11 protein-coding genes, 12 tRNA genes, 1 rRNA gene and 1 pseudogene are annotated in these 18,444 nt (G+C 45.4%); 3 read left to right on the forward strand and 22 right to left on the reverse strand.

Features of this window, described 5'->3' with window-relative positions; genetic code table 11:
- Window positions 1-90: 90 nt before the first annotated feature.
- The 8 genes and pseudogenes from AC0YNZ_RS25030 to AC0YNZ_RS25065 all read right to left on the reverse strand — a co-directional run bounded on the left by AC0YNZ_RS25030 (window position 91) and on the right by AC0YNZ_RS25065 (window position 10,593).
- Window positions 91-288, reverse strand: coding sequence for an alpha-glucosidase C-terminal domain-containing protein (locus AC0YNZ_RS25030; protein ID WP_475829212.1), 198 nt, complete (start codon window positions 286-288; stop codon window positions 91-93).
- A gap of 45 nt (window positions 289-333) precedes the next feature.
- Window positions 334-1,770, reverse strand: a pseudogene (locus tag AC0YNZ_RS25035) (alpha-amylase family glycosyl hydrolase); the annotation flags it as partial.
- Window positions 1,771-1,791: 21 nt separating this feature from the next.
- Entirely contained in the window at window positions 1,792-2,196 is a 405-nt protein-coding gene (locus AC0YNZ_RS25040) for a hypothetical protein (protein WP_475829196.1), read from the reverse strand.
- 291 nt (window positions 2,197-2,487) lie between these two features.
- Window positions 2,488-4,929 carry a glycoside hydrolase family 31 protein gene (locus tag AC0YNZ_RS25045; RefSeq protein WP_475829197.1) on the reverse strand — a complete coding sequence of 814 codons (2,442 nt, stop codon included), beginning with the start codon at window positions 4,927-4,929 and terminating at the stop codon, window positions 2,488-2,490.
- Window positions 4,930-5,018: 89 nt separating this feature from the next.
- A complete protein-coding gene (locus tag AC0YNZ_RS25050; protein WP_475829198.1) occupies window positions 5,019-6,794 on the reverse strand; it encodes a glycoside hydrolase family 13 protein in 1,776 nt (591 codons plus the stop codon).
- A gap of 178 nt (window positions 6,795-6,972) precedes the next feature.
- The gene (locus AC0YNZ_RS25055) at window positions 6,973-7,845 is read right to left on the reverse strand and encodes a sugar ABC transporter permease (RefSeq protein WP_475829199.1); all 873 of its coding nucleotides are present in this window, start codon (window positions 7,843-7,845) and stop codon (window positions 6,973-6,975) included.
- A complete protein-coding gene (locus AC0YNZ_RS25060; RefSeq protein ID WP_475829200.1) occupies window positions 7,842-9,185 on the reverse strand; it encodes a carbohydrate ABC transporter permease in 1,344 nt (447 codons plus the stop codon). The genes AC0YNZ_RS25055 and AC0YNZ_RS25060 overlap by 4 nt, the downstream gene beginning before the upstream one ends.
- Window positions 9,186-9,276: 91 nt before the next feature.
- A complete protein-coding gene (locus AC0YNZ_RS25065; RefSeq protein WP_475829201.1) occupies window positions 9,277-10,593 on the reverse strand; it encodes a sugar ABC transporter substrate-binding protein in 1,317 nt (438 codons plus the stop codon).
- Between the two features lie 511 nt (window positions 10,594-11,104).
- On the opposite strand from AC0YNZ_RS25065, the gene AC0YNZ_RS25070 reads away from it, so the two are divergent.
- The 3 genes from AC0YNZ_RS25070 (at window position 11,105) to AC0YNZ_RS25080 (ending at window position 14,978) form a co-directional block, all read left to right on the forward strand.
- Window positions 11,105-12,814, forward strand: a complete 1,710-nt coding sequence (locus AC0YNZ_RS25070) for a sensor histidine kinase (RefSeq protein ID WP_475829202.1) — start codon at window positions 11,105-11,107, stop codon at window positions 12,812-12,814.
- Window positions 12,815-12,841: 27 nt separating this feature from the next.
- A complete protein-coding gene (locus AC0YNZ_RS25075; protein ID WP_475829203.1) occupies window positions 12,842-14,155 on the forward strand; it encodes a response regulator transcription factor in 1,314 nt (437 codons plus the stop codon).
- A gap of 538 nt (window positions 14,156-14,693) precedes the next feature.
- The gene (locus AC0YNZ_RS25080) at window positions 14,694-14,978 is read left to right on the forward strand and encodes a tyrosine-type recombinase/integrase (RefSeq protein ID WP_475829204.1); all 285 of its coding nucleotides are present in this window, start codon (window positions 14,694-14,696) and stop codon (window positions 14,976-14,978) included.
- A gap of 78 nt (window positions 14,979-15,056) precedes the next feature.
- On the opposite strand, the gene AC0YNZ_RS25085 is transcribed toward AC0YNZ_RS25080, so the two are convergent.
- The 14 genes from AC0YNZ_RS25085 to AC0YNZ_RS25150 all read right to left on the reverse strand — a co-directional run.
- A tRNA-Gly gene (locus AC0YNZ_RS25085) sits at window positions 15,057-15,130 on the reverse strand.
- A gap of 18 nt (window positions 15,131-15,148) precedes the next feature.
- Window positions 15,149-15,225: transfer RNA gene (locus AC0YNZ_RS25090), tRNA-Pro, on the reverse strand.
- A gap of 34 nt (window positions 15,226-15,259) precedes the next feature.
- A tRNA-Arg gene (locus AC0YNZ_RS25095) sits at window positions 15,260-15,336 on the reverse strand.
- Window positions 15,337-15,342: 6 nt separating this feature from the next.
- A tRNA-Gly gene (locus AC0YNZ_RS25100) sits at window positions 15,343-15,417 on the reverse strand.
- 321 nt (window positions 15,418-15,738) lie between these two features.
- A complete protein-coding gene (locus AC0YNZ_RS25105) occupies window positions 15,739-16,596 on the reverse strand; it encodes an ABC transporter ATP-binding protein (RefSeq protein WP_475829205.1) in 858 nt (285 codons plus the stop codon).
- Between the two features lie 714 nt (window positions 16,597-17,310).
- A tRNA-Leu gene (locus tag AC0YNZ_RS25110) sits at window positions 17,311-17,390 on the reverse strand.
- Between the two features lie 97 nt (window positions 17,391-17,487).
- Window positions 17,488-17,570 (reverse strand) — tRNA-Leu (locus AC0YNZ_RS25115).
- A 13-nt stretch (window positions 17,571-17,583) separates the two neighbouring features.
- Window positions 17,584-17,659, reverse strand: a tRNA-Lys gene (locus tag AC0YNZ_RS25120).
- A gap of 10 nt (window positions 17,660-17,669) precedes the next feature.
- A tRNA-Gln gene (locus tag AC0YNZ_RS25125) sits at window positions 17,670-17,744 on the reverse strand.
- A gap of 9 nt (window positions 17,745-17,753) precedes the next feature.
- Window positions 17,754-17,829: transfer RNA gene (locus AC0YNZ_RS25130), tRNA-Val, on the reverse strand.
- 35 nt (window positions 17,830-17,864) lie between these two features.
- Window positions 17,865-17,939, reverse strand: a tRNA-Glu gene (locus tag AC0YNZ_RS25135).
- 40 nt (window positions 17,940-17,979) lie between these two features.
- Window positions 17,980-18,055 (reverse strand) — tRNA-Thr (locus tag AC0YNZ_RS25140).
- A gap of 4 nt (window positions 18,056-18,059) precedes the next feature.
- Window positions 18,060-18,135, reverse strand: a tRNA-Asn gene (locus AC0YNZ_RS25145).
- Window positions 18,136-18,336: 201 nt separating this feature from the next.
- A 23S ribosomal RNA gene (locus tag AC0YNZ_RS25150) occupies window positions 18,337-18,444 on the reverse strand; the annotation flags it as partial.

The following is an 18,444-nucleotide window of genomic DNA, read 5'->3' on the forward strand; positions in this document are numbered from 1 at the left end:
AGAGCCTTGCCCGCGATTGCGGCAAGACTCTTCTGATTATGATCAGACTTTTCAGTACTTTGCGCGATGAACGCCGGGAAAGCCTCTTTGTCAGTTCAAAATGGCGGAACCGTAAGGGGGAAGCGTCAATGTTTTACCCTCTTTGTCCAGCTTGCTGCCTTCCTTTGAAAACAGCAGCAGGTTCGTAAACTCGCTCTGGTTGCGCAGCGTCAGCTTTTGTTCTTCTCCCGACATATTGTGCACCACGAGTACACGCTCGTCCTGCGTCATCCGTACGAATGCCGTCATTTTATCGTTATCGATCGGATAGTCAGCGATACTTCCGTCACGCAGCGCCTTCACTTCATTCCGCCAACCGATCATCTTGCGATAATGGCTGAGCAGCGAATCAGGATCGCCCGATTGCCGTTCGACGGAAGGGGTTTCCTTGTTGTATCTCGAAGTTTCCCAACTCGTCTGCCCCGCTTTCGGCTGTTCAAACCACAGCATCGGCTCACGAATGAATTCATCCGGTTTCTTGCCCTGCATCCCGATTTCCTCGCCATAGTAAATGAAGGGATTCCCGGGTATCGTCAGCAGCAAAGAGGCGGCCACTTTGGCTCGATCCACATTTCCTCCCAGTACGCTCATTACCCGCTCCTGATCGTGATTGGTGAGGAAAGGGGCGTCGATGAAAGCACCATTTGATATCTTGGCAAATAAATCATTGGCCCGTGATATCGAAAAGCCCAAATCCGCGCCCCGCTCCCTGTTCGCCATTTCCACCAGCTGTTCCGCAAGCCCGAAATTAAATGCGGAATCAAACGGTTCCAGGTAAGGAGCAACCGTTACCGGGGAATTTTCCCAAACTTCACCCACGAGGTATGCTTCGGGGTTCACCTCATCCATGCCTTTTCGAAATTCGTTCCACCAAGTGATGTTTTTGGCCGCCTTGTCCTTGTTGCTGTAGTCGCCTTACGTGTCTATAAAAATATGTTTGGCCGCATCCAAGCGGAAACCGTCCGCACCTTGCTCCAGCCAGAATTGGCCGATCTTGATCATTTCCTGCCTGACTTCAGGGTTATCGAAATTCAGATCCGGCATTCCTTCCCAGAAGATTCCCAGGTACTTGCTGTCGCCAACGGTGTGCCAAGCGTTTCCGCCGCCCGCGGCACTGACTGAATCCACATTCTCGTCCTTGTTCTTCCATGTATACCAAGAGCGGTATTTACTGTCCGGATTTTTCGAATCCGCGAACCAGGGGTGCTCCGAGCTGGTATGGTTCACTACCAAATCCATGATCACTTTTATGCCGCGCTTGTGGGCTTCTTCAATTAATCGTTTGAAATCCTCAATCGTTCCATATTCCGGATTGATGCCGTAATAATCGGTAATATCGTATCCGTGATAGCTCGGAGATGGATTAATCGGCATGAGCCAGATTCCACCCACGCCGAGATCGGTATCCGTACTGGGATCTCCGTCGTTCAAATAATCCAGCTTCTCGATCACGCCGCCCAAATCCCCGATTCCGTCACCGTTCGAATCATAGAAAGAACGGACAAAAATTTCATAATAGACGGTAGAGGGCTGCTCATCGACATTGGCTTGCTTGGCGGTGTCCGATAAGCTTTGTTCCTCCGCGCCGGAGCTTACTGTCTTCGCTTCGTTCTGACCGTCTTTCTGCACCTTGTTATTCGGCACATCGTCCTGTGCTTCACTGCAGCCGGCGGATACCGCCAAGATGATCAGAACAAGCCATACCGTAATCCACCATTTAGAAATTTTCATATTATTTTAGGAACACCCTCCCTAGTTAAAGACCATGTACCCGTAAGCATTTATTAGTATGGTCATTGCGCCTGAAACTTTATACTTTCTCCCGGTTAACAACTCGGTTACCGTTTCCCCCTCCTTCTTCCAAGGGAAGGAAATATTCATTTCCTGCTTCCGCGGACTGTTGTTGATGAGCAAGCCAGCAGCCTGATCCTTATAGGTACGGATGTAACCGTACGTATTCAGCAGTTCTTCTTCTACCCACGTTTCAAAGCTGCCTCTCGCCAGTTCTGGATGCGATTTGCGAAGTGAAATGATCGTTCTGTAATGCTCCAGCATCTGCCCGTTTTGCAATTCCTTGTCCCAAACCATCGGTTTCCCGCAGTAAGGGTCGTTCTCCCCCTCCATTCCAACTTCATCGCCGTAATAAATCATCGGCATGCCCGGTTAGATCAATTGGAAAAACTCGTCCATCTTTGTTAATAATAGTATCAAATAATACAGCTTGAAAACCATCTAGGATTATATAAAAACGAAATGAAACCCTGATGTGATCAAGAATCTTGATCTATCAAGGTTTCGTTTCGTGTTTGAACAGGGTTATTCTGACTCAATTTTTGATGACCTATGCCCCTTCGGTTCTCAAAAGCTCTAAGACCGAGGCCTATACTTACGAAGAGTGACAGGATACGCTACGTTTCACATAATATGCTCAAGATTTTATAATTATTGTCATTTTACGACTAACTCCATATCAACGAAATTATTAGGCACTTGAAACTTAAGTTCCTGACTCTCTGCTTCGTATGACCAGTTACCGCCTAATTCCTCCAGGCTGATACTTCCGTTAGATGTAACGGTTCCGATATATTTTGGAACAAAATTCAGCGACTTCACATTTAAATCAAGCATTTTTCGAACATCTGGTATACCTTTTAATTGATAAGCGAGTTTCAGCGTCACCGAATCTTGATTAAATTTCACTGTGGACTCTAATAGGTTGTAAGCACCTTTCTCATAGGCATAAGTTCTAGCATCATCTTCGTACCACTGACCATATGATTCACTTCCTACTACGCCAGAATAAATACTTAGTTTTATATTTGACAGTTCATTCATTACCGGCTTCCAGTTATTATCAGTGAGCTCGGGAAGAATTGTTCCTGCCTTAATATAAAGCGGTAACACATCAAGTGGAGCATGCACCAAAATATGGCGTCCCCCAGTAAAGCGTTCTCCGCTCCAATAATCAATCCAGTCTCCTTCCGGCAAATAAACCGAACGATATTCTGTACTTGGACGAAGAACTGGCGCTACAAGCAAGCTGTTGCCCACCATAAACTGATCACATAAATTATACACAGAACGGTCATTAGGATATTCTAATATTAGCGGGCGCATAATCGGTAGTCCTGTTTTATGCGCTTCATAAAACTGTGTATATAAATAAGGCATGAGTTGATAACGCAACCGAATGTATTTACGGCATATTTCTTCAATCTGCGACCCAAATACCCAAGGTTCTTGACGGACAGATTCAAGAACACTATGATTGCGGCAGTAAGGGAAGAACACCCCTGCTTGTGTCCAACGAGCCAGCAGCTCCGGAGATGCATTGTGGGCAAAACCACCTATATCAGGGCCTGAAAATGGCTGACCGGATAGACCAAGATTTAGCACCATAGGAATAGCCATAGCAAGATGTTCCCAGAAGCTGCGATTATCTCCAGTCCAAGTGGCTGCATACTTCTGTATGCCCGCATAACCTGCACGAGTCAGCACAAATGGACGCTCTCCGTCCAGCTGTTTCTTCAGTCCTTGCTGCGTTGCCATAGACATGAGCATCCCGTAAAGATTATGAACCTCACGGTGCGTTTTCGGATTTCCGTCGTTTCGGTGTATAACATCAAGATCCATTGTTTTTGTAGCATTAAACACGGCAGGCTCATTCATGTCATTCCAGACCCCGTGAATTCCCAGATCTGTATAGTAACGATGTTGTTCACCCCACCAAGAGCGTACTTGTTCTTCCGTGAAATCAGGAAATGCGCTCGCTCCTGGCCAAACATTACCAATGAATAAATCACCTTCTAGTTTTTGGCAGAAATAATCGTTTTTTATACCTTCTTGATATGGTAAATATTCAGGATCCTTCTTGACACCAGGATCGACAATTGGAACAATTTTAATTCCCATTTCATTCAGCTCATTTATCATCTTGCGAGGATTCGGGAACCGTACCGGATCAAATGTAAACACACGATATTCATCCATATAATGAATATCTAAATAAATGACATCACAAGGAATATTCTTATCGCGGAAGTTTCTAGCGAGCGTCATGACTTCTTTTTGATCCATATAGCTGTAACGGGATTGATGATAGCCTATTGCCCATGCAGGAGGGAGATCCATCCGGCCTGTCAAACCGCTGTATCTTTTCACTACATCCTTAAGCTCTGGCCCGTAAACAAAATAATAATCAATCGTGCCTGCATGTACCTGGAACTTGTACGAATTTTCACTCGAGCGCATATCAAACGAAGAACGACCCGGATTATCCAGGAAAATACCGTAAGCAGGCTTATCATAACGAAAATGGATTAAAAACGGAATGGATACATATAAGCATTCAATTTCAGGTACGTGGGGATCGTAGACATCGGAATTCCACATGTCGTATTTTTCACCCTTTTTATCCAAAAAACTCGTCTTCTCCCCTAACCCATAAACATGAGAGTCCGGTTCCATCTGATTTCTGCAACCATACACACCTCGACCCGTCCTCGATAACTCTTCTTCCCTCGAGATCAAGTCGCCATCGGCATTGTAGAAATCCAAACGTGTATCCGACTTTTGTAAGACAACAGTAAGAGCCGGCAGTATAAGCTTATACGCCAGTGGTGTTTCTTCAAGCAGAACTTCAACATGAGTAAACGCATCCTCTTGAACAGCAACAGTAGTACTCAAATCGAATACATGGTCTATCAGCAACTTCACGCGAACAATATAATCATTGACCGGCTGCAGTAGTATCGTGGCGTTTTCACCGCGGAATAAATAAGCCCCCTGTTTTTCACAATGTACCGATTGAATAGAACCAATTCGCCAATCGCTCTCTATAACAGTATTTATATCGCTCTTGTCTGGATGTATCGTTTCACTAGTTTGCATACGCTCTTCTCCAATCTATTAATGTTAACCCTTAACAGAACCAAGTGTTATTCCTTTGATAAAATATAATTATTGCAGGAACATCCTCCCTATTTAAAGACCATGTACCCGAAAGCATCCATTTGAATGGTCATTGCGCCTGATACTTTGTACTCTCGACCGGTTAACAACTCGGTTACCGTGTCCCCTTCCTTCTTCCAAGGGAAGGAAATGTTCATTTCCTGCTTCCGCGGACTGTTGTTGATGAGCAAGCCGGCGGCCTGATCCTTATAGGTTCGGATGTAACCGTACGTATTCAGCAGTTCTTCTTCCACCCACGTTTCAAAGCTGCCTCTCGCCAGTTCTGGATGCGCTTTGCGAAGCGAAATGATCGTTCTGTAATGCTCCAGCATCTGCCCGTTTTGCAATTCCTTGTCCCAAACCATCGGTTTCCGGCAGTACGGGTCGTTCTCCCCATCCATTCCAGCTTCATCACCGTAATAAATCATCGGCATGCCCGGGTAGGTCAATTGGAAAAACGCGGCCAGCTTCATCCGCTCGAGCGGTTGCCTCTCTTCGTCCCAGCCCCATCCGTTTTTCGTGCAGGCTGTTAAGAAACGTTCGGTATCGTGGCTGTCGATCAAATTAAACATGGCCGCATTCGCTTGATCGGAATAAATCATTCGGGAGTGGGTAAGCCGGCTGTTAAAGGTACGGACGCCAATATTTTGTTTGGCAAAAAAGTCGTACAGTGCTTCCTTGAACAAATAGTTCATTACACCGTCAAATTGATCGCCACGAAGCCACGCCCTTGAATCAGTCCACACTTCGCCGATGATAACCGCTTCGGAATTCGCTTCCTTGACCACTTTGCGGAAATCCCGCCAGAAATCGTGATCCACCTCGTTCGCCACATCCAGCCGCCAACCGTCAATTCCCGCCTCCTCAATCCAATAACGGGCGACCTTGAACAGATACTCCCGCACTTCCGGATGCTTCGTGTTGAACTTCGGCATTGAGGCTGTATTATTAGCGAACGTCTCATAATTTGTTTTTGGGTACTGTACGACCGGGAATCCGTCGATATAAAACCAATCGGCATATTTCGAGGCCTTGCCCCGTTTCAACACATCCTGAAACGCGAAGAACGTATCCCCGCAGTGGTTAAAAACGGCGTCGAAGATGATTCGTATGCCTCTCCGGTGAGCTTCCTTCACAAGTATCTTCACCGTCTCCAAATCGCCAAATTGAGGATCGATGCTGTAATAGTCGGTCGTATCATATTTATGGTTGGTGGTGGACGCAAATACCGGAGTCATATAGATAACGTTTATCCCTAATTGCTCCAGATAAGGCAGCTTCTCCGCGATTCCGGCCAAGTCGCCTCCGTAATAACTTTTCCAATCGGTCACCGGTTCATCCCATTCCAGTGTGTCCGCCGGATCGTTGGTCTTGTCGCCATTGTAAAAGCGCTCCGGAAAAATTTGATATACGATGCCGTCATGAACCCAATCGGGGATACGGAAAACATCTTGTTCGGCAAGATAATCGAACTGGAAATAGCCCGTCCCTTCCCGGTTAACAGAAATGCCCTTTTCCCCATACCAGAGGTGCTGGCCGCCCGTTCCCGTCAAATAGAACACATACCGCACCCGCTTGGATTCAGTGGAAATAACGCCTTCGAAATAATCGTACAGCTCATCCCAGGCCACTTTTGGCAAAGCCAGACTGCTTTCCCGGCCCTCGGACTGGTATCGGTCGCCGTGCAGCAGACTGCACCCTGCGACATCACCTTTTTTCGCACGCAATCTCACTTTAAGTTCATGGCCGCCCACCGCAAAAGCAAACGGTTGATCGCTAATATGCAGCAAAGCCTCTTTTTGCATTAGAACACACGCTCCCTAATTGGAATTTTCATTAAGCCGTACATATTGACAGGTTACTGCGGCTGGTTCATGCCAACCCATAGTGTCAAAGCAGAAAACGTCATGATAACCAGTGCTATTACAATGGCGACCCATAAAAATACTTTAGTTAATCTGGACACTGGATTCCCGCCTCCGATCATCCTTTGTTGGCTCCCGATTTCAAGCCTTCAATAATATATTTTTGCAGGAAGAGGAACAAGATTGTAATCGGAATGGCCACCAGTACCGCACCTGCGGCAAATCGGGTGAACTCGGTGTTCCCCCTGCCGGTCACCATCTCGAAAAGTCCGATGGCGAGCGTCTTATTTTCATTGGAGCGGAGTACTAGCCGCGCAAAAATAAAGTCCATCCAAGGCCCGATAAAATTATTGACGGCGATAAAGGTCAAGATCGGAATCGACAGCGGCATCATCACCTTAAAAAAGATCGTCGTATTCGAAGCACCGTCGATTTTAGCAGCTTCTTCGAGACTGCGGGGCAGTCCGTCGAAATACCCTTTCACGAGCCACGCTCCGAATGGAATCGATCCGCCGGCGTACACCAGAATCAAACCCCAGTGATTGTCCAGCAAATTCAGCTGCAGCAGCAAAATGTAAATGGCGATCATGCCCATGAAGCCGGGGAACATCTGCAGGATCAGCATCGCCATCAGCCCTTTTCTGCGGCCAGGGAAACGAAACCGGGAGAAGGCGTACGCCGATGTCACAATCAGAAAGGTGGAAATGATCATGTTCATCGTGGCGATGAACAGCGTATTCTTATACCAGAGCAGATAATCCGTTTCCACGATCAGTGCTTTGTAATGGTTCAGCGTCAAATGATCGGGAATAAAAGCGCTGCTGAACAGCGAATTTCCCGGGTTCATGGATCCCAGAACGATCCAGGCAACCGGATAAATGACAAAAATACCAGTAAGAATCAGGATGATATAAATACAAGAGACAACCAGATTCTCCCGAAGCTTCATGCCAACCGACAGGGATTTTTTTGTATGCGTGCGGTTCGTCATTGTATCATATCCTCTTCTTTAAAGGCTTTTGTTCTCCGGAAATTATAAACAGAGAAAATGGAAACGATCACGAAAATCAGGATGGATACGACGGACGCCATATTGTACTGGTTTTGTTCCAGTGTAAGCTTGTAGATCCAGGAAATCAGAATGTCCGTGGACCCTGCGTAGCTGTAAGCGATGTTGGTCGGTCCGCCCTGCGTGAACAAATAAATCATGTTAAAGTTATTGAAGTTGCCGGCAAAGCCCATAATAAGGAGCGGTGCGGTAGCGAACATGACAAGGGGAAACGAAATCTTCCGGAACTTTTGCCACGCGTTTGCGCCGTCCACCTCGGCCGCTTCGTACATATCCTTGTCGATGCTGGTCAGCACGCCTGACATGAGCGCCATCCAGAACGGAAAACCAAACCAGATGTTGACGGTCACTAGCGCTATTTTCGCCCACGTCGGGTCCGTAAACCACGGGATCGCATCGAGCCCGAATTGTTTCAGATACTGATTGATCGGCCCGAACTGACCGTTAAAAATGTTGCGGAAAATCAAAATCGAAATAAATTGCGGTATCGCCCAAGGCAAGATGAATACCGTTCTCCACAGTTTCTTAAAACGGATTCGTTTATGGTTAATAATGACCGCATAAAACAAACCGACAAAAAAAGTTGTGACGGTGGCGAGAATCGACCAAATGACAGTCCACCACAATACCCCATAAAACGTATTGCTCCAAATTTCCAATTTGAACAAGTTGACGAACGTCTGGAAACCGACCCAGTCAACGAGCTTCAAGGGAGGCAATACCGGTGAGGCATAGTTGGTAAATGCGATTAAAATGCCGAATGCGAGCGGCAAAATCGTCAGGAACAGCGTGAAAATAAAAGCAGGCGTCAGAAGAATATAGGCATAACCCTTTTCCCATACATTCCTCAGCGATTCCACAAACGTGCTCGGCTGCCCGCCCTGATCGATCATTTTGCCGGTCTTATAGGCATCGATGATATTACGGATATAGATCAATAGAAGGATAAAGACCACAATCAGGATAATGACGCCTTCAATCATCAGGAAAATCGAGTGGTCGCCCTGCTCGGTGATTTTCCCCCGCGCACCCCGCACCTGGGGCTGTTCGCCAAGTGTATATAATCCCCAAAGTCCATGCGCGATCGGTTTAGACCATACCGCGATCACAAAGATTTCAAGAACGGCATACAGGATGCCCTTGATGAATTGCCGGTTGAAGATTTGCCCCAATCCCATGAACAGCGCCGATAATACTGCGCTCATAACGGCTCGTTTCAATCCCGTTGGCTTACTGGCGGTTGTATTTATATGAGGACTCATAGGAGCCACCTTTCTTCTTAGTCATATACGGCCCCAAGACTCTCCATTCGGCGAGCCTTGGGGCGGTGCAAGGAAAAGCTTTTATAAGGTCTTATTTTTCTGCTTTTTGGATTTCGATCGCTTCCTTGATTTGCTGCACCGCGGAATCAAGCGCCGCCTTCGGCGCGGCTTTCTCGTTCCAGATCGTGGCAAGCGCCGATCCCGCCGGACCCCAGACGGACTGCATTTCCGGAATGTTGGGCATCGGTACGGCAGATTGTGCTTGGGTCAGGAAGGCTGAAGCCATTTCGTCATTTTTAATGGTCTCATTCTCGAGCAGCGATTTGCGCGGCGGGAGTTGGCCCGTTATTTCAAATCGTTTCAGCAGCATTTCTTCGCTGGTGGCGAATTTGGCATACAGGGAAGCGGCTTCCGGATATTTCGTATACGCATTCACGTAGAAGCCTCTAACGCCGGAAAAGCTTGTCGGAACATTGCCGTTCTCGAGCTTCGGCAGCGGAGCTACGCCAAAGTTAAGGCCAGCGTCTTTGTAGCCCTTAACCGCCCAAGGCCCGTCAATATTAAACATCAATTTGCCTTCGTTGAACAAGGATTGCTTGACGTCATAAGTGATGTCTTCGTTGTTAAGCGGCAGGACTTCTTTTTTGAGACGCAGCATAAATTCACCGGCCTTCACCGCGCCTTCATTGTTCACACCGATATCGTTAGGATCCGTATTGTTATTGCCGAAAACATAGCCATCGTAGCCGCCGATGATGGAGTACACGAAGTAGAAGTTGCCGACTTCCATCATAAAGCCGTATTTGTTTTGGGCTTTATCCGTAAATGCTTTCGATTGGGTAATAAGCTCATCGAATGTTTGAGGCACTTGCTTTACAAGATCTTTGTTATAGAACAAAGCGTATGTCTCAATGCTTGTCGGATAACCGTACATTTTGCCATCCACGGATGTGCCGGTAATCGCGGCTTCCATGAAATCCTGCTGGTACTCACCCGCGTAGAAGTTTTCCAATATCAATCCTTGCGCTGCCATGCCGCCGGCATTGTCATGAGCCGCTGCGAACACGTCTGCCCCAAGGCCGGCAGGTCCGTCCGTTTTCATTTTGTTAGGCGCATCCATGTTTCCGACTTCCTCCACCTTAACGGGGACGCCGTATTTTTTCGTGAACTCCTCGGCAACAAACCGGGACCATTCCCCTTCCTTATCCTTGTTATCCCACACGATCAAGGAAGCGCCTTCCTCCGGCTTGTTGTTCGCGGCCGTCTTGTCGTCTTCGGAATTCACGGAGCCCGAATTGTTCGCAACCGCATTTCCTCCGTTGCCCGCTGAATTATTTTTACCGCATGCCGCAAGGGTAAACAGCATTGTAAAACAAAAAATAAGTACCAACAGCTGTCTCAATTTCATCGATACCAACCCGCCTTCTCCATAAATTTTAGAATTCCTGAAATACAAGTACAGATGTCTTTAATAACCCGACCCGCCTTATTTCATCCGCAGTTCAGCCGAATATCCCCCCTAACGGGGTAACATTGCCTTCAAGTTTTTAAAGGTGCGGTCGGCTGTGCAACGGATGACTTGCTTTCTTGAGCAAAGCCTGCTGCATCCAAGTTGCACTTGCGTTAGAAGTTTAAACGGCCCTGAAGTTGATTATAACCGCTTACATGTTGTTTATCCGGACTTCATTGATAGCGATATTCGGACTTTTTGATATCCAAATTATTAAAAAATAGAAATATTTCCCTTTCCGAGAGGAACGATGATAAAATCCGGACTTTTTCTTTGTGCTTTCCGGACCTTTAAATAAATAAACAAGATAACACCTTTGTTTTCCACTCACTGGCTCTTATAATTATTTCATTACCAGCAAATGATATCGAAATCAGAAGTACAGACAGAAAGGACTCTGCGTGGGCAAATGGCCAAATCAACCGAAAGCAAACCGCATCCTCTTCGGCACTACGTGAGAATTATGCTTTTGATTTTGTTCGCCACACTTATTCTGGATTTTCTCATCAGCTTCGCAGCCATTTCTATTGTCAGACAGCAAGCTACGCGATATTTGCAGGATACGGCCAATTTGTACATCAATCGGTTCGACCATGATTTCGCCTACCTGAATCGTTATATGGGATGGTCGCTGGTTAACGACGAAGACGTGAAGAACATGGATACGTACGGTACGGATAACCCCAGGTTTATAAAATCAATTGATGCGATTCAAAAGCGTTTCTCCGAGCTCCAACAAAATTACGGACAGAAATTTAACTTTTTTATTTATCTAAAACACCAGAATTTTTTTTCAAACTGCGCTCCAATGAGCCTATCGTACCGCGAGTATCTGGAGCTTAAAAATCTCATGGTTTCCGATAAAGCCGATAAACAAGCGTACGAGCTTTTTTATTCCCAGTGGACGCCTGTCCTCCTGAATCATAAATATTTCATCATCAATATGGTTCCATATCATGACCGTTATTTAATCAGTCTGATTTCTGCAGATGAACTGATCCGTCCTTTACGACAGCTCAATATGGGAGAATACGGTATCGCCTCTCTGATCGATGAAAACGGGAATCGTATCACGAGTCCGGTGCTGGAAAGAGAAAAAACTCGGCATCAAAACGCTTTAAATACATTTCTCTTGACAGACACACCGTCCAGAAACACTGTCATCAGCAGCTTTAACAAAGCATCGTTCCGTGTAAAAATGGAAATCGTATTTGGCACATTCGAGAAAATCATGATCGCCCAATTGCTAATTATCTTCCTTGCTGTCATTATCGCCTCTTCGTTATGCGCCGTTATGCTGTATTTTAAGAAAAAGGTGCTGACGCCCATTCAGAAGTTCTCGGATAACCTGTCCCAGTTAACTGAAGACGGCGAGCCATTAGGTTTTAACAGCAGCAAGATTGCCGAACTGGAACGGGCGAATATACGGTTTAAAAATCTGATTGATCAAATTAAACAATTTAAAATCGATATTTATGAACAAGAGCTGGAGAAACAGAAGATTCAGCTTGATTATATGAAATTGCAAATCAAGCCTCACTTCTTCTTGAACTGTCTGACTACCATTTACAGTATGGCTCAAATGCAGATGAACGATGAAATCGAGAACATGACGATATCTATATCCAAGTATTTCCGGTACATTTTTCAAAGCGGCCAGGATTTTGTCAAGCTGCAAGATGAAATCGAGCACGTCAGAATTTATCTTGAAATTCAAAAGAATCGTTATCAAGACGTTTTCAGCTATCGCATCGAACAAGCTGAGAACACAGACGTGAAAATTCCGCCGCTTGTACTGCAAACCTTCATTGAAAATTCGGTCAAATATGCCGTTTCAAGAGTAAGTAAGACCAAACTTCTGCTGTCAGTAAACCGCTGCTTGGTTGAGGAACAAGAAATGGCCGTTATCCGGATATCCGATACGGGCCCTGGTTTTCCTTTAGATGTTTTGGAAAAATTAACAAAAGGGGAAACGTTGGATCAAAGCAAAGGGACTCATATTGGTATTATGAATACGCTTCAAAGGCTAGATATGATTTATAAAAATAAAGTGAAGGTCCTTTTTTATAATATGGAAGAAGGTGGTGCTTGTGTTACTTTATATCTTCCATTCCTTTAGTAAAAAAAATATAGGAGAGATACCACAATGAATGTATTGCTAGTTGATGATGACTATTTTGTCGTGACCGCTTTAGAACAGAAAATAGACTGGAAAGCGCTCTTAATTGACACGGTTTTTTCCGCCAATAGCGTTGCTCAGGCAATAGGCATATTAAACCAACATCCTGTTCATATTTTGATTTCTGATATTGAAATGCCGCAAGGAAGCGGACTTGAGCTCCTTGCTTGGATACGAAAGGAAAAACTCAACATTCAGGCCATCTTCCTGACGAATTACGCAGACTTCAACTATGCACAAAAAGCAATTGAATTGCAGAGCTTTGAATATTTTCTCAAACCGATCGAATTTGATAAACTGACCCTTATTATCCAAAAAGCAGTCGCCAGAGCAGAAGAAAACCAGCATAACGAGAAAGTGATACAGGAAGGTTACTACTGGAAGAAAAATGAGAGGAAAATAACGGAGCATTTCTGGCGGAAATTGATCATGAAAACTTCTCTGACCAAATCCGCTGCGATTCATCAGGCAATTGCAGAGCATCATCTTTCGTATCAAATGTCGGATAAATTTCTCTCTGTTATTATCCATATTTTTCCTTATGGTCAAAACTTGAGCAAGGTAGATAAAGACCTTTTTGATTTCGCGTTTCTGAATGTGGTGCATGAATTGTTTCAGAGCCCTTCTTGTTCTATTGAAACGATCTTGGAATATAAAGAAATGAATTGGGTTGCCATACTGAAATGGAATCGCTCCCCCGATTCCTCTCTTATCAAAGGTCTATGTTCGTCTTTCATCCCAAAAGCGAACAAATTTCTCAGTTTGTTCCGTTTGGATATGTTGCAGCTTGTTTACTCTGTGCTCAAAACTAAAGAGATAGAGGCTCATAAATTGTATTCCGGAAGAACAAATGATCAATTATTCGTCCAATCTCTGAACTCCATTGAAGATATGGAGAAATATCTTACATATTTAGTGAATACTGCGATGGAATACAGAGATTTCGCAGCCCAACCCAAGTCCGTTATTGAAGAAATAAAGCAATACATTCACACTCATGTGGGAGAGGACCTGACTAGAATCAGTTTGGCGGAAATCGTCTATCTGAATCCCGATTATTTGGCCCGGTTATTTAAGAAAGAAACGAAAACTTCATTAGGAAGCTATATTACTCAAGTTCGTATCGAGGTTGCAAAACAATTATTGGAATCCACCAATTTATCTGTAACTACAATTTCTAGTAAAGTCGGGTACATGAACAATTCCCATTTTTCCAAAGTTTTTAAACAAGTAGTCGGTTGCATCCCCAATGAATATAGGAAAAATGCCAAGCGACCATGAAAGATCACCTAGTGCCCATTGCCGCCGTGGTGGCCATACTTCTGAATATGAGGAAATCCCGGCTGTACTTGAAGATGATAACGATAGCCCTGCGATGTACAAAGGAGCTTATCTGTTCATTATTAATCGCCATGACGCTTCCCATTTAGCGCTTTAAGTCTACGGCAAACGCTGGCGGATTGTGGTTTTCTTTCGCATGGCCAAGCAAGAACTTGCCTTCGAGAAGTGCCATTCGACTTCGATAGCGCACCAGTATGCACACATGGAATTGTTGTTTGCTGCGGAGTCGCAGCTTGCGTACGCGCTATGACAATTAATCAAAGAAAAAAACGAGTGATGAGAGCTTGCACTCATGGAGAAATGGTTCGCAGACTATTCAGTTGTTTCAATCAATCGCTTTTAAACAAGGAGCAGTTGCCTAAGGCAGCTTATTTTAAATTGTTGTAATCTTCTATAAAACAAGAACATCATATAATTGTTATGTAAAAAATGGCTCGGTGGATCAAAGCAGTATGTGTTTCATTCAGGTAAGGGTGAGATGTATTATCCTAACACGCCCTCATTGACCTGGAGACGCTTCCTAAGCGGCAGAGAACTCCCACATATCCGATTACATGATCTGCGCCATACAACCGCTATGCTGCTGCGTGAGAGCGGCGCTGATCTGAAGCAGATACAAGAACGTCTTCGTCATACCAAGATCGGCACCACAGCCGACATTTATACGCATGAATCAGAACTCATCAGCAGAGACGCTGCCGATCGTTTGGAGTCCCTCAACCCCAAACAAATAAAATTTGCCCCAGAATCTGCCCCAAACTAGGGGTAGCACTATTCATTTGTCGAAAAGAAGAAAACAAAAAAAGCCTTGATAATCAAGGCTTTCGGGCTTTTAAAATTTTGGAGCGGGTGATGGGAATCGAACCCACGCTATTAGCTTGGAAGGCTAAAGTTCTACCATTGAACTACACCCGCATATACAATTTTTAAAGATGGTCGGGACGACACGATTTGAACATGCGACCCCCTGGTCCCAAACCAGGTGCTCTACCAAGCTGAGCTACGTCCCGAAGTGTAAATAAAGTGCATCTAATGAAGTGATAATGGCGTGCCCTAAGAGATTCGAACTCCTGACCTTTTGATTCGTAGTCAAACGCTCTATCCAGCTGAGCTAAGGGCACACATTATGGAGCGGAAGACGGGAATCGAACCCGCGACCCTCGCCTTGGCAAGGCGATGCTCTACCGCTGAGCCACTTCCGCATGTTACTCGTGTCAGCCGTTCGTTTTGTTTAACATCGCGGCGACAAGTAATAATATATCACCCCTGAAAAGAAAAAGCAACTGTTTTTACAAAAAAGTTTTAAATTATTTTTAGCCGTCAAAAACAACTGCTGTTCAAATGCGAAAAAACGCTGTAGTGGCGCGGTTTTCCTCGATTTCACATCGCCAGAATCCACACGTAAAAAAGCCGGTTTTTTTCAGGCGCCGAGAAAAATATTACCGTTCAGCTCAAAAAATATTCTGTTAAATAAATATACAAAACGCCTCCCCATGGGAATGCGTTTTGTACGAATAAAGAATCTAAGCTCCTGCAGCCGTAAAAATCTGCTCTTGCTTGGCGCGGCTGTTCATGGCTACCTTGTCAGCAGCTGGCTGGCCGGCCAGCGCATATGGAAGGCAAAGAGGAACGCCTGTCCGCGGATCAGGCACGATATCCGCTTCAATATTAAATACTTCACGCATAATTTCCGGAGTCATAACCTCTGCAGGCGTACCTTCGCCAACCACGACACCTGTCTTAATCGCGATCATATGATGAGCGTAGCGCGTTGCGTGGTTCAAATCATGGACAACCATAACGACCGTGCGGTTATTGCTTGCGTTCAGCTTTTGAAGTAAATGAAGAACCTCCAGCTGATGCGCCATATCGAGGAACGTCGTCGGCTCGTCAAGGAACAATATGTCCGTTTCCTGTGCCAGCGCCATCGCGATCCAAGCGCGCTGTCGCTGGCCGCCAGATAAATGATCTACCGGACGATCTGAAAAATCAGCCATGCCCGTCGCTTCGATTGCCCACTGCACAATGCTGCGGTCATCCTTGCTCATCGAACCAAAACCCTTCTGGTAAGGGAAACGTCCGTATGATACAAGCTCAGCGACCGTTAGTCCGTCTGGAGCTGTAGGATTTTGCGGCAAAATCGCCAGCTGCTTCGCTACTTCCTTCGTAGATTGTTTATGAATGGATTTACCGTCCAGAAGCACACTGCCTTGGGAGGGATTCATAATACGGGCCATCGTCTTCAAAATCGTGGATTTGCCGGAGCCGTTCGCTCCTACAAGCGCCGTAATTTTCCCTTGAGGTATAGCAATGTTTAAATTTTGGACGATAAGACGGTCATCATAAGCAATGTCAAGATTCGAAGTCGTCAGACGAATCATTGGACATGCACGCTCCTTCCGCTGCCGGGGCAGACACATTCTAAATGTAAATATTTATATTTCGTTTAACATCGAAAAATGATAACGATTATCATTTACTTCATAATGATAATGTTTCTCATGCAAAAAGTCAATGTTTATCTAATTCATATACAGGAGCCACTTCACGTCTTGCCGAGTCAAAATTCAGCTTACTCCTTTAACTTTTCGTACCTGGAAGCTTCGCGCACGTATGTCTGAAGACCGCTTCAAATAACGGACTGATGTGAGCACTAAATAGATAAATATGGTTACCAAATTGCCGGTACAGCTTCCAAATCAAGCGTCTCACCGCCTCCCTCTAGCTTCTGAGCCCTCTTCCGGTTGCAAAACGGTATTAGGTGTCACAGACCAATAAAAACCCATTAATAGCGTGTTTATGAGGTGTTCCGTAATCAGGAGCTCTCCAGAATAATTTCACCCCGTAAATGAATAATGCCGCGAACATCTCACAACGTATAAAGGATTCCTTAATCGAGCTAATAAGTGCCATATAGTTATCAGTCCAATCCTGACGTTATCAATAATAGCTTACGTTAATGGAATAAGCCCGCCAGATCGTGTTTGATCCAGCGGGCTTATCATAAGGCGCTGCAGCCTGATAACATACTTCATTAAACAAAAAAGAAAGCCTTTAAGATCAAAAGATCCTAAAGGCTTGTGCTGTCGTTGTGATGCGCGTAGAGGGACTTGAACCCCCACGGTCGCCCGCCAGATCCTAAGTCTGGTGCGTCTGCCAATTCCGCCATACGCGCATATTGTAATAAAGTAAAGCTCATAAATTGTTGTAGGACTTCCACCTACGATACTCTGTCGACATACAGAGCGCTTCCCGGTTAAGGGTGTTAAAGATGGTGCGCGTAGAGGGACTTGAACCCCCACGGTTGCCCGCCAGATCCTAAGTCTGGTGCGTCTGCCAATTCCGCCATACGCGCATGTGAGATAAAATGGTGAGTCATGTAGGATTCGAACCTACGACACCCTGATTAAAAGTCAGGTGCTCTACCAACTGAGCTAATGACTCATAATATAAATGGCTGGGGATTCAGGGATCGAACCTGAGAATGACGGAGTCAAAGTCCGTTGCCTTACCGCTTGGCTAATCCCCAGCAGCGATATGGTGGACGCTGACGGGATCGAACCGCCGACCCTCTGCTTGTAAGGCAGATGCTCTCCCAGCTGAGCTAAGCGTCCAAGTGTAGAGGCGACTTTTCTGTCAAAAACAAAATTGGTGACCCGTAGGGGACTCGAACCCCTGTTACCTCCGTGAAAGGGAGGTGTCTTAACCACTTGACCAACGGGCCATACTTAAATTGAAGCTTGTCCTTACAGTTGAAAGAGTTCTGGAGCTCTCAACCGGGATCGAACCGGTGACCTCATCCTTACCATGGATGCACTCTACCTACTGAGCTATGAGAGCATAATGGCTCCCCGAACAGGACTCGAACCTGTGACAACTCGATTAACAGTCGAGTGCTCTACCAACTGAGCTATCAGGGAACATTGTATTTTTGAGTTGAAATATCTCAAAGAGCTTCAACTTCAAAAGAGGCACGGTTGAAAATCAAGGCGAATTGCGCCCTGAAAACTGGATACGAAAGTTAGGTTTGCTGAACCTTATTAGCTGCTGTCTGCCGGATGTATGGGTCCGGGACAAACTTAAGCGTATGCTTACGATGTAAGTTTGCTTCTCAAACTTTTTAGGATAAGCCCTCGACCGATTAGTATTCGTCAGCTCCACACATTGCTGTGCTTCCACCCCGAACCTATCAACCTCGTCGTCTTCAAGGGGTCTTACATACTGGGAAA

The sequence above is a fragment of the Paenibacillus sp. J2L1-98 genome (assembly GCF_056269405.1).

Bases quoted from the DNA above. Each gene is read 5' to 3' on its own strand.
- AC0YNZ_RS25030 (WP_475829212.1), bottom strand. From the start codon at position 288: ATGACGGCATTCGTACGGATGACGCAGGACGAGCGTGTACTCGTGGTG.
- AC0YNZ_RS25040 (WP_475829196.1), bottom strand. From the start codon at position 2,196: ATGCCGATGATTTATTACGGCGATGAAGTTGGAATGGAGGGGGAGAAC.
- AC0YNZ_RS25045 (WP_475829197.1), bottom strand. From the start codon at position 4,929: ATGCAAACTAGTGAAACGATACATCCAGACAAGAGCGATATAAATACT.
- AC0YNZ_RS25050 (WP_475829198.1), bottom strand. From the start codon at position 6,794: ATGCAAAAAGAGGCTTTGCTGCATATTAGCGATCAACCGTTTGCTTTT.
- AC0YNZ_RS25055 (WP_475829199.1), bottom strand. From the start codon at position 7,845: ATGACGAACCGCACGCATACAAAAAAATCCCTGTCGGTTGGCATGAAG.
- AC0YNZ_RS25060 (WP_475829200.1), bottom strand. From the start codon at position 9,185: ATGAGTCCTCATATAAATACAACCGCCAGTAAGCCAACGGGATTGAAA.
- AC0YNZ_RS25065 (WP_475829201.1), bottom strand. From the start codon at position 10,593: ATGAAATTGAGACAGCTGTTGGTACTTATTTTTTGTTTTACAATGCTG.
- AC0YNZ_RS25070 (WP_475829202.1), top strand. From the start codon at position 11,105: ATGGCCAAATCAACCGAAAGCAAACCGCATCCTCTTCGGCACTACGTG.
- AC0YNZ_RS25075 (WP_475829203.1), top strand. From the start codon at position 12,842: ATGAATGTATTGCTAGTTGATGATGACTATTTTGTCGTGACCGCTTTA.
- AC0YNZ_RS25080 (WP_475829204.1), top strand. From the start codon at position 14,694: ATGTATTATCCTAACACGCCCTCATTGACCTGGAGACGCTTCCTAAGC.
- AC0YNZ_RS25105 (WP_475829205.1), bottom strand. From the start codon at position 16,596: ATGATTCGTCTGACGACTTCGAATCTTGACATTGCTTATGATGACCGT.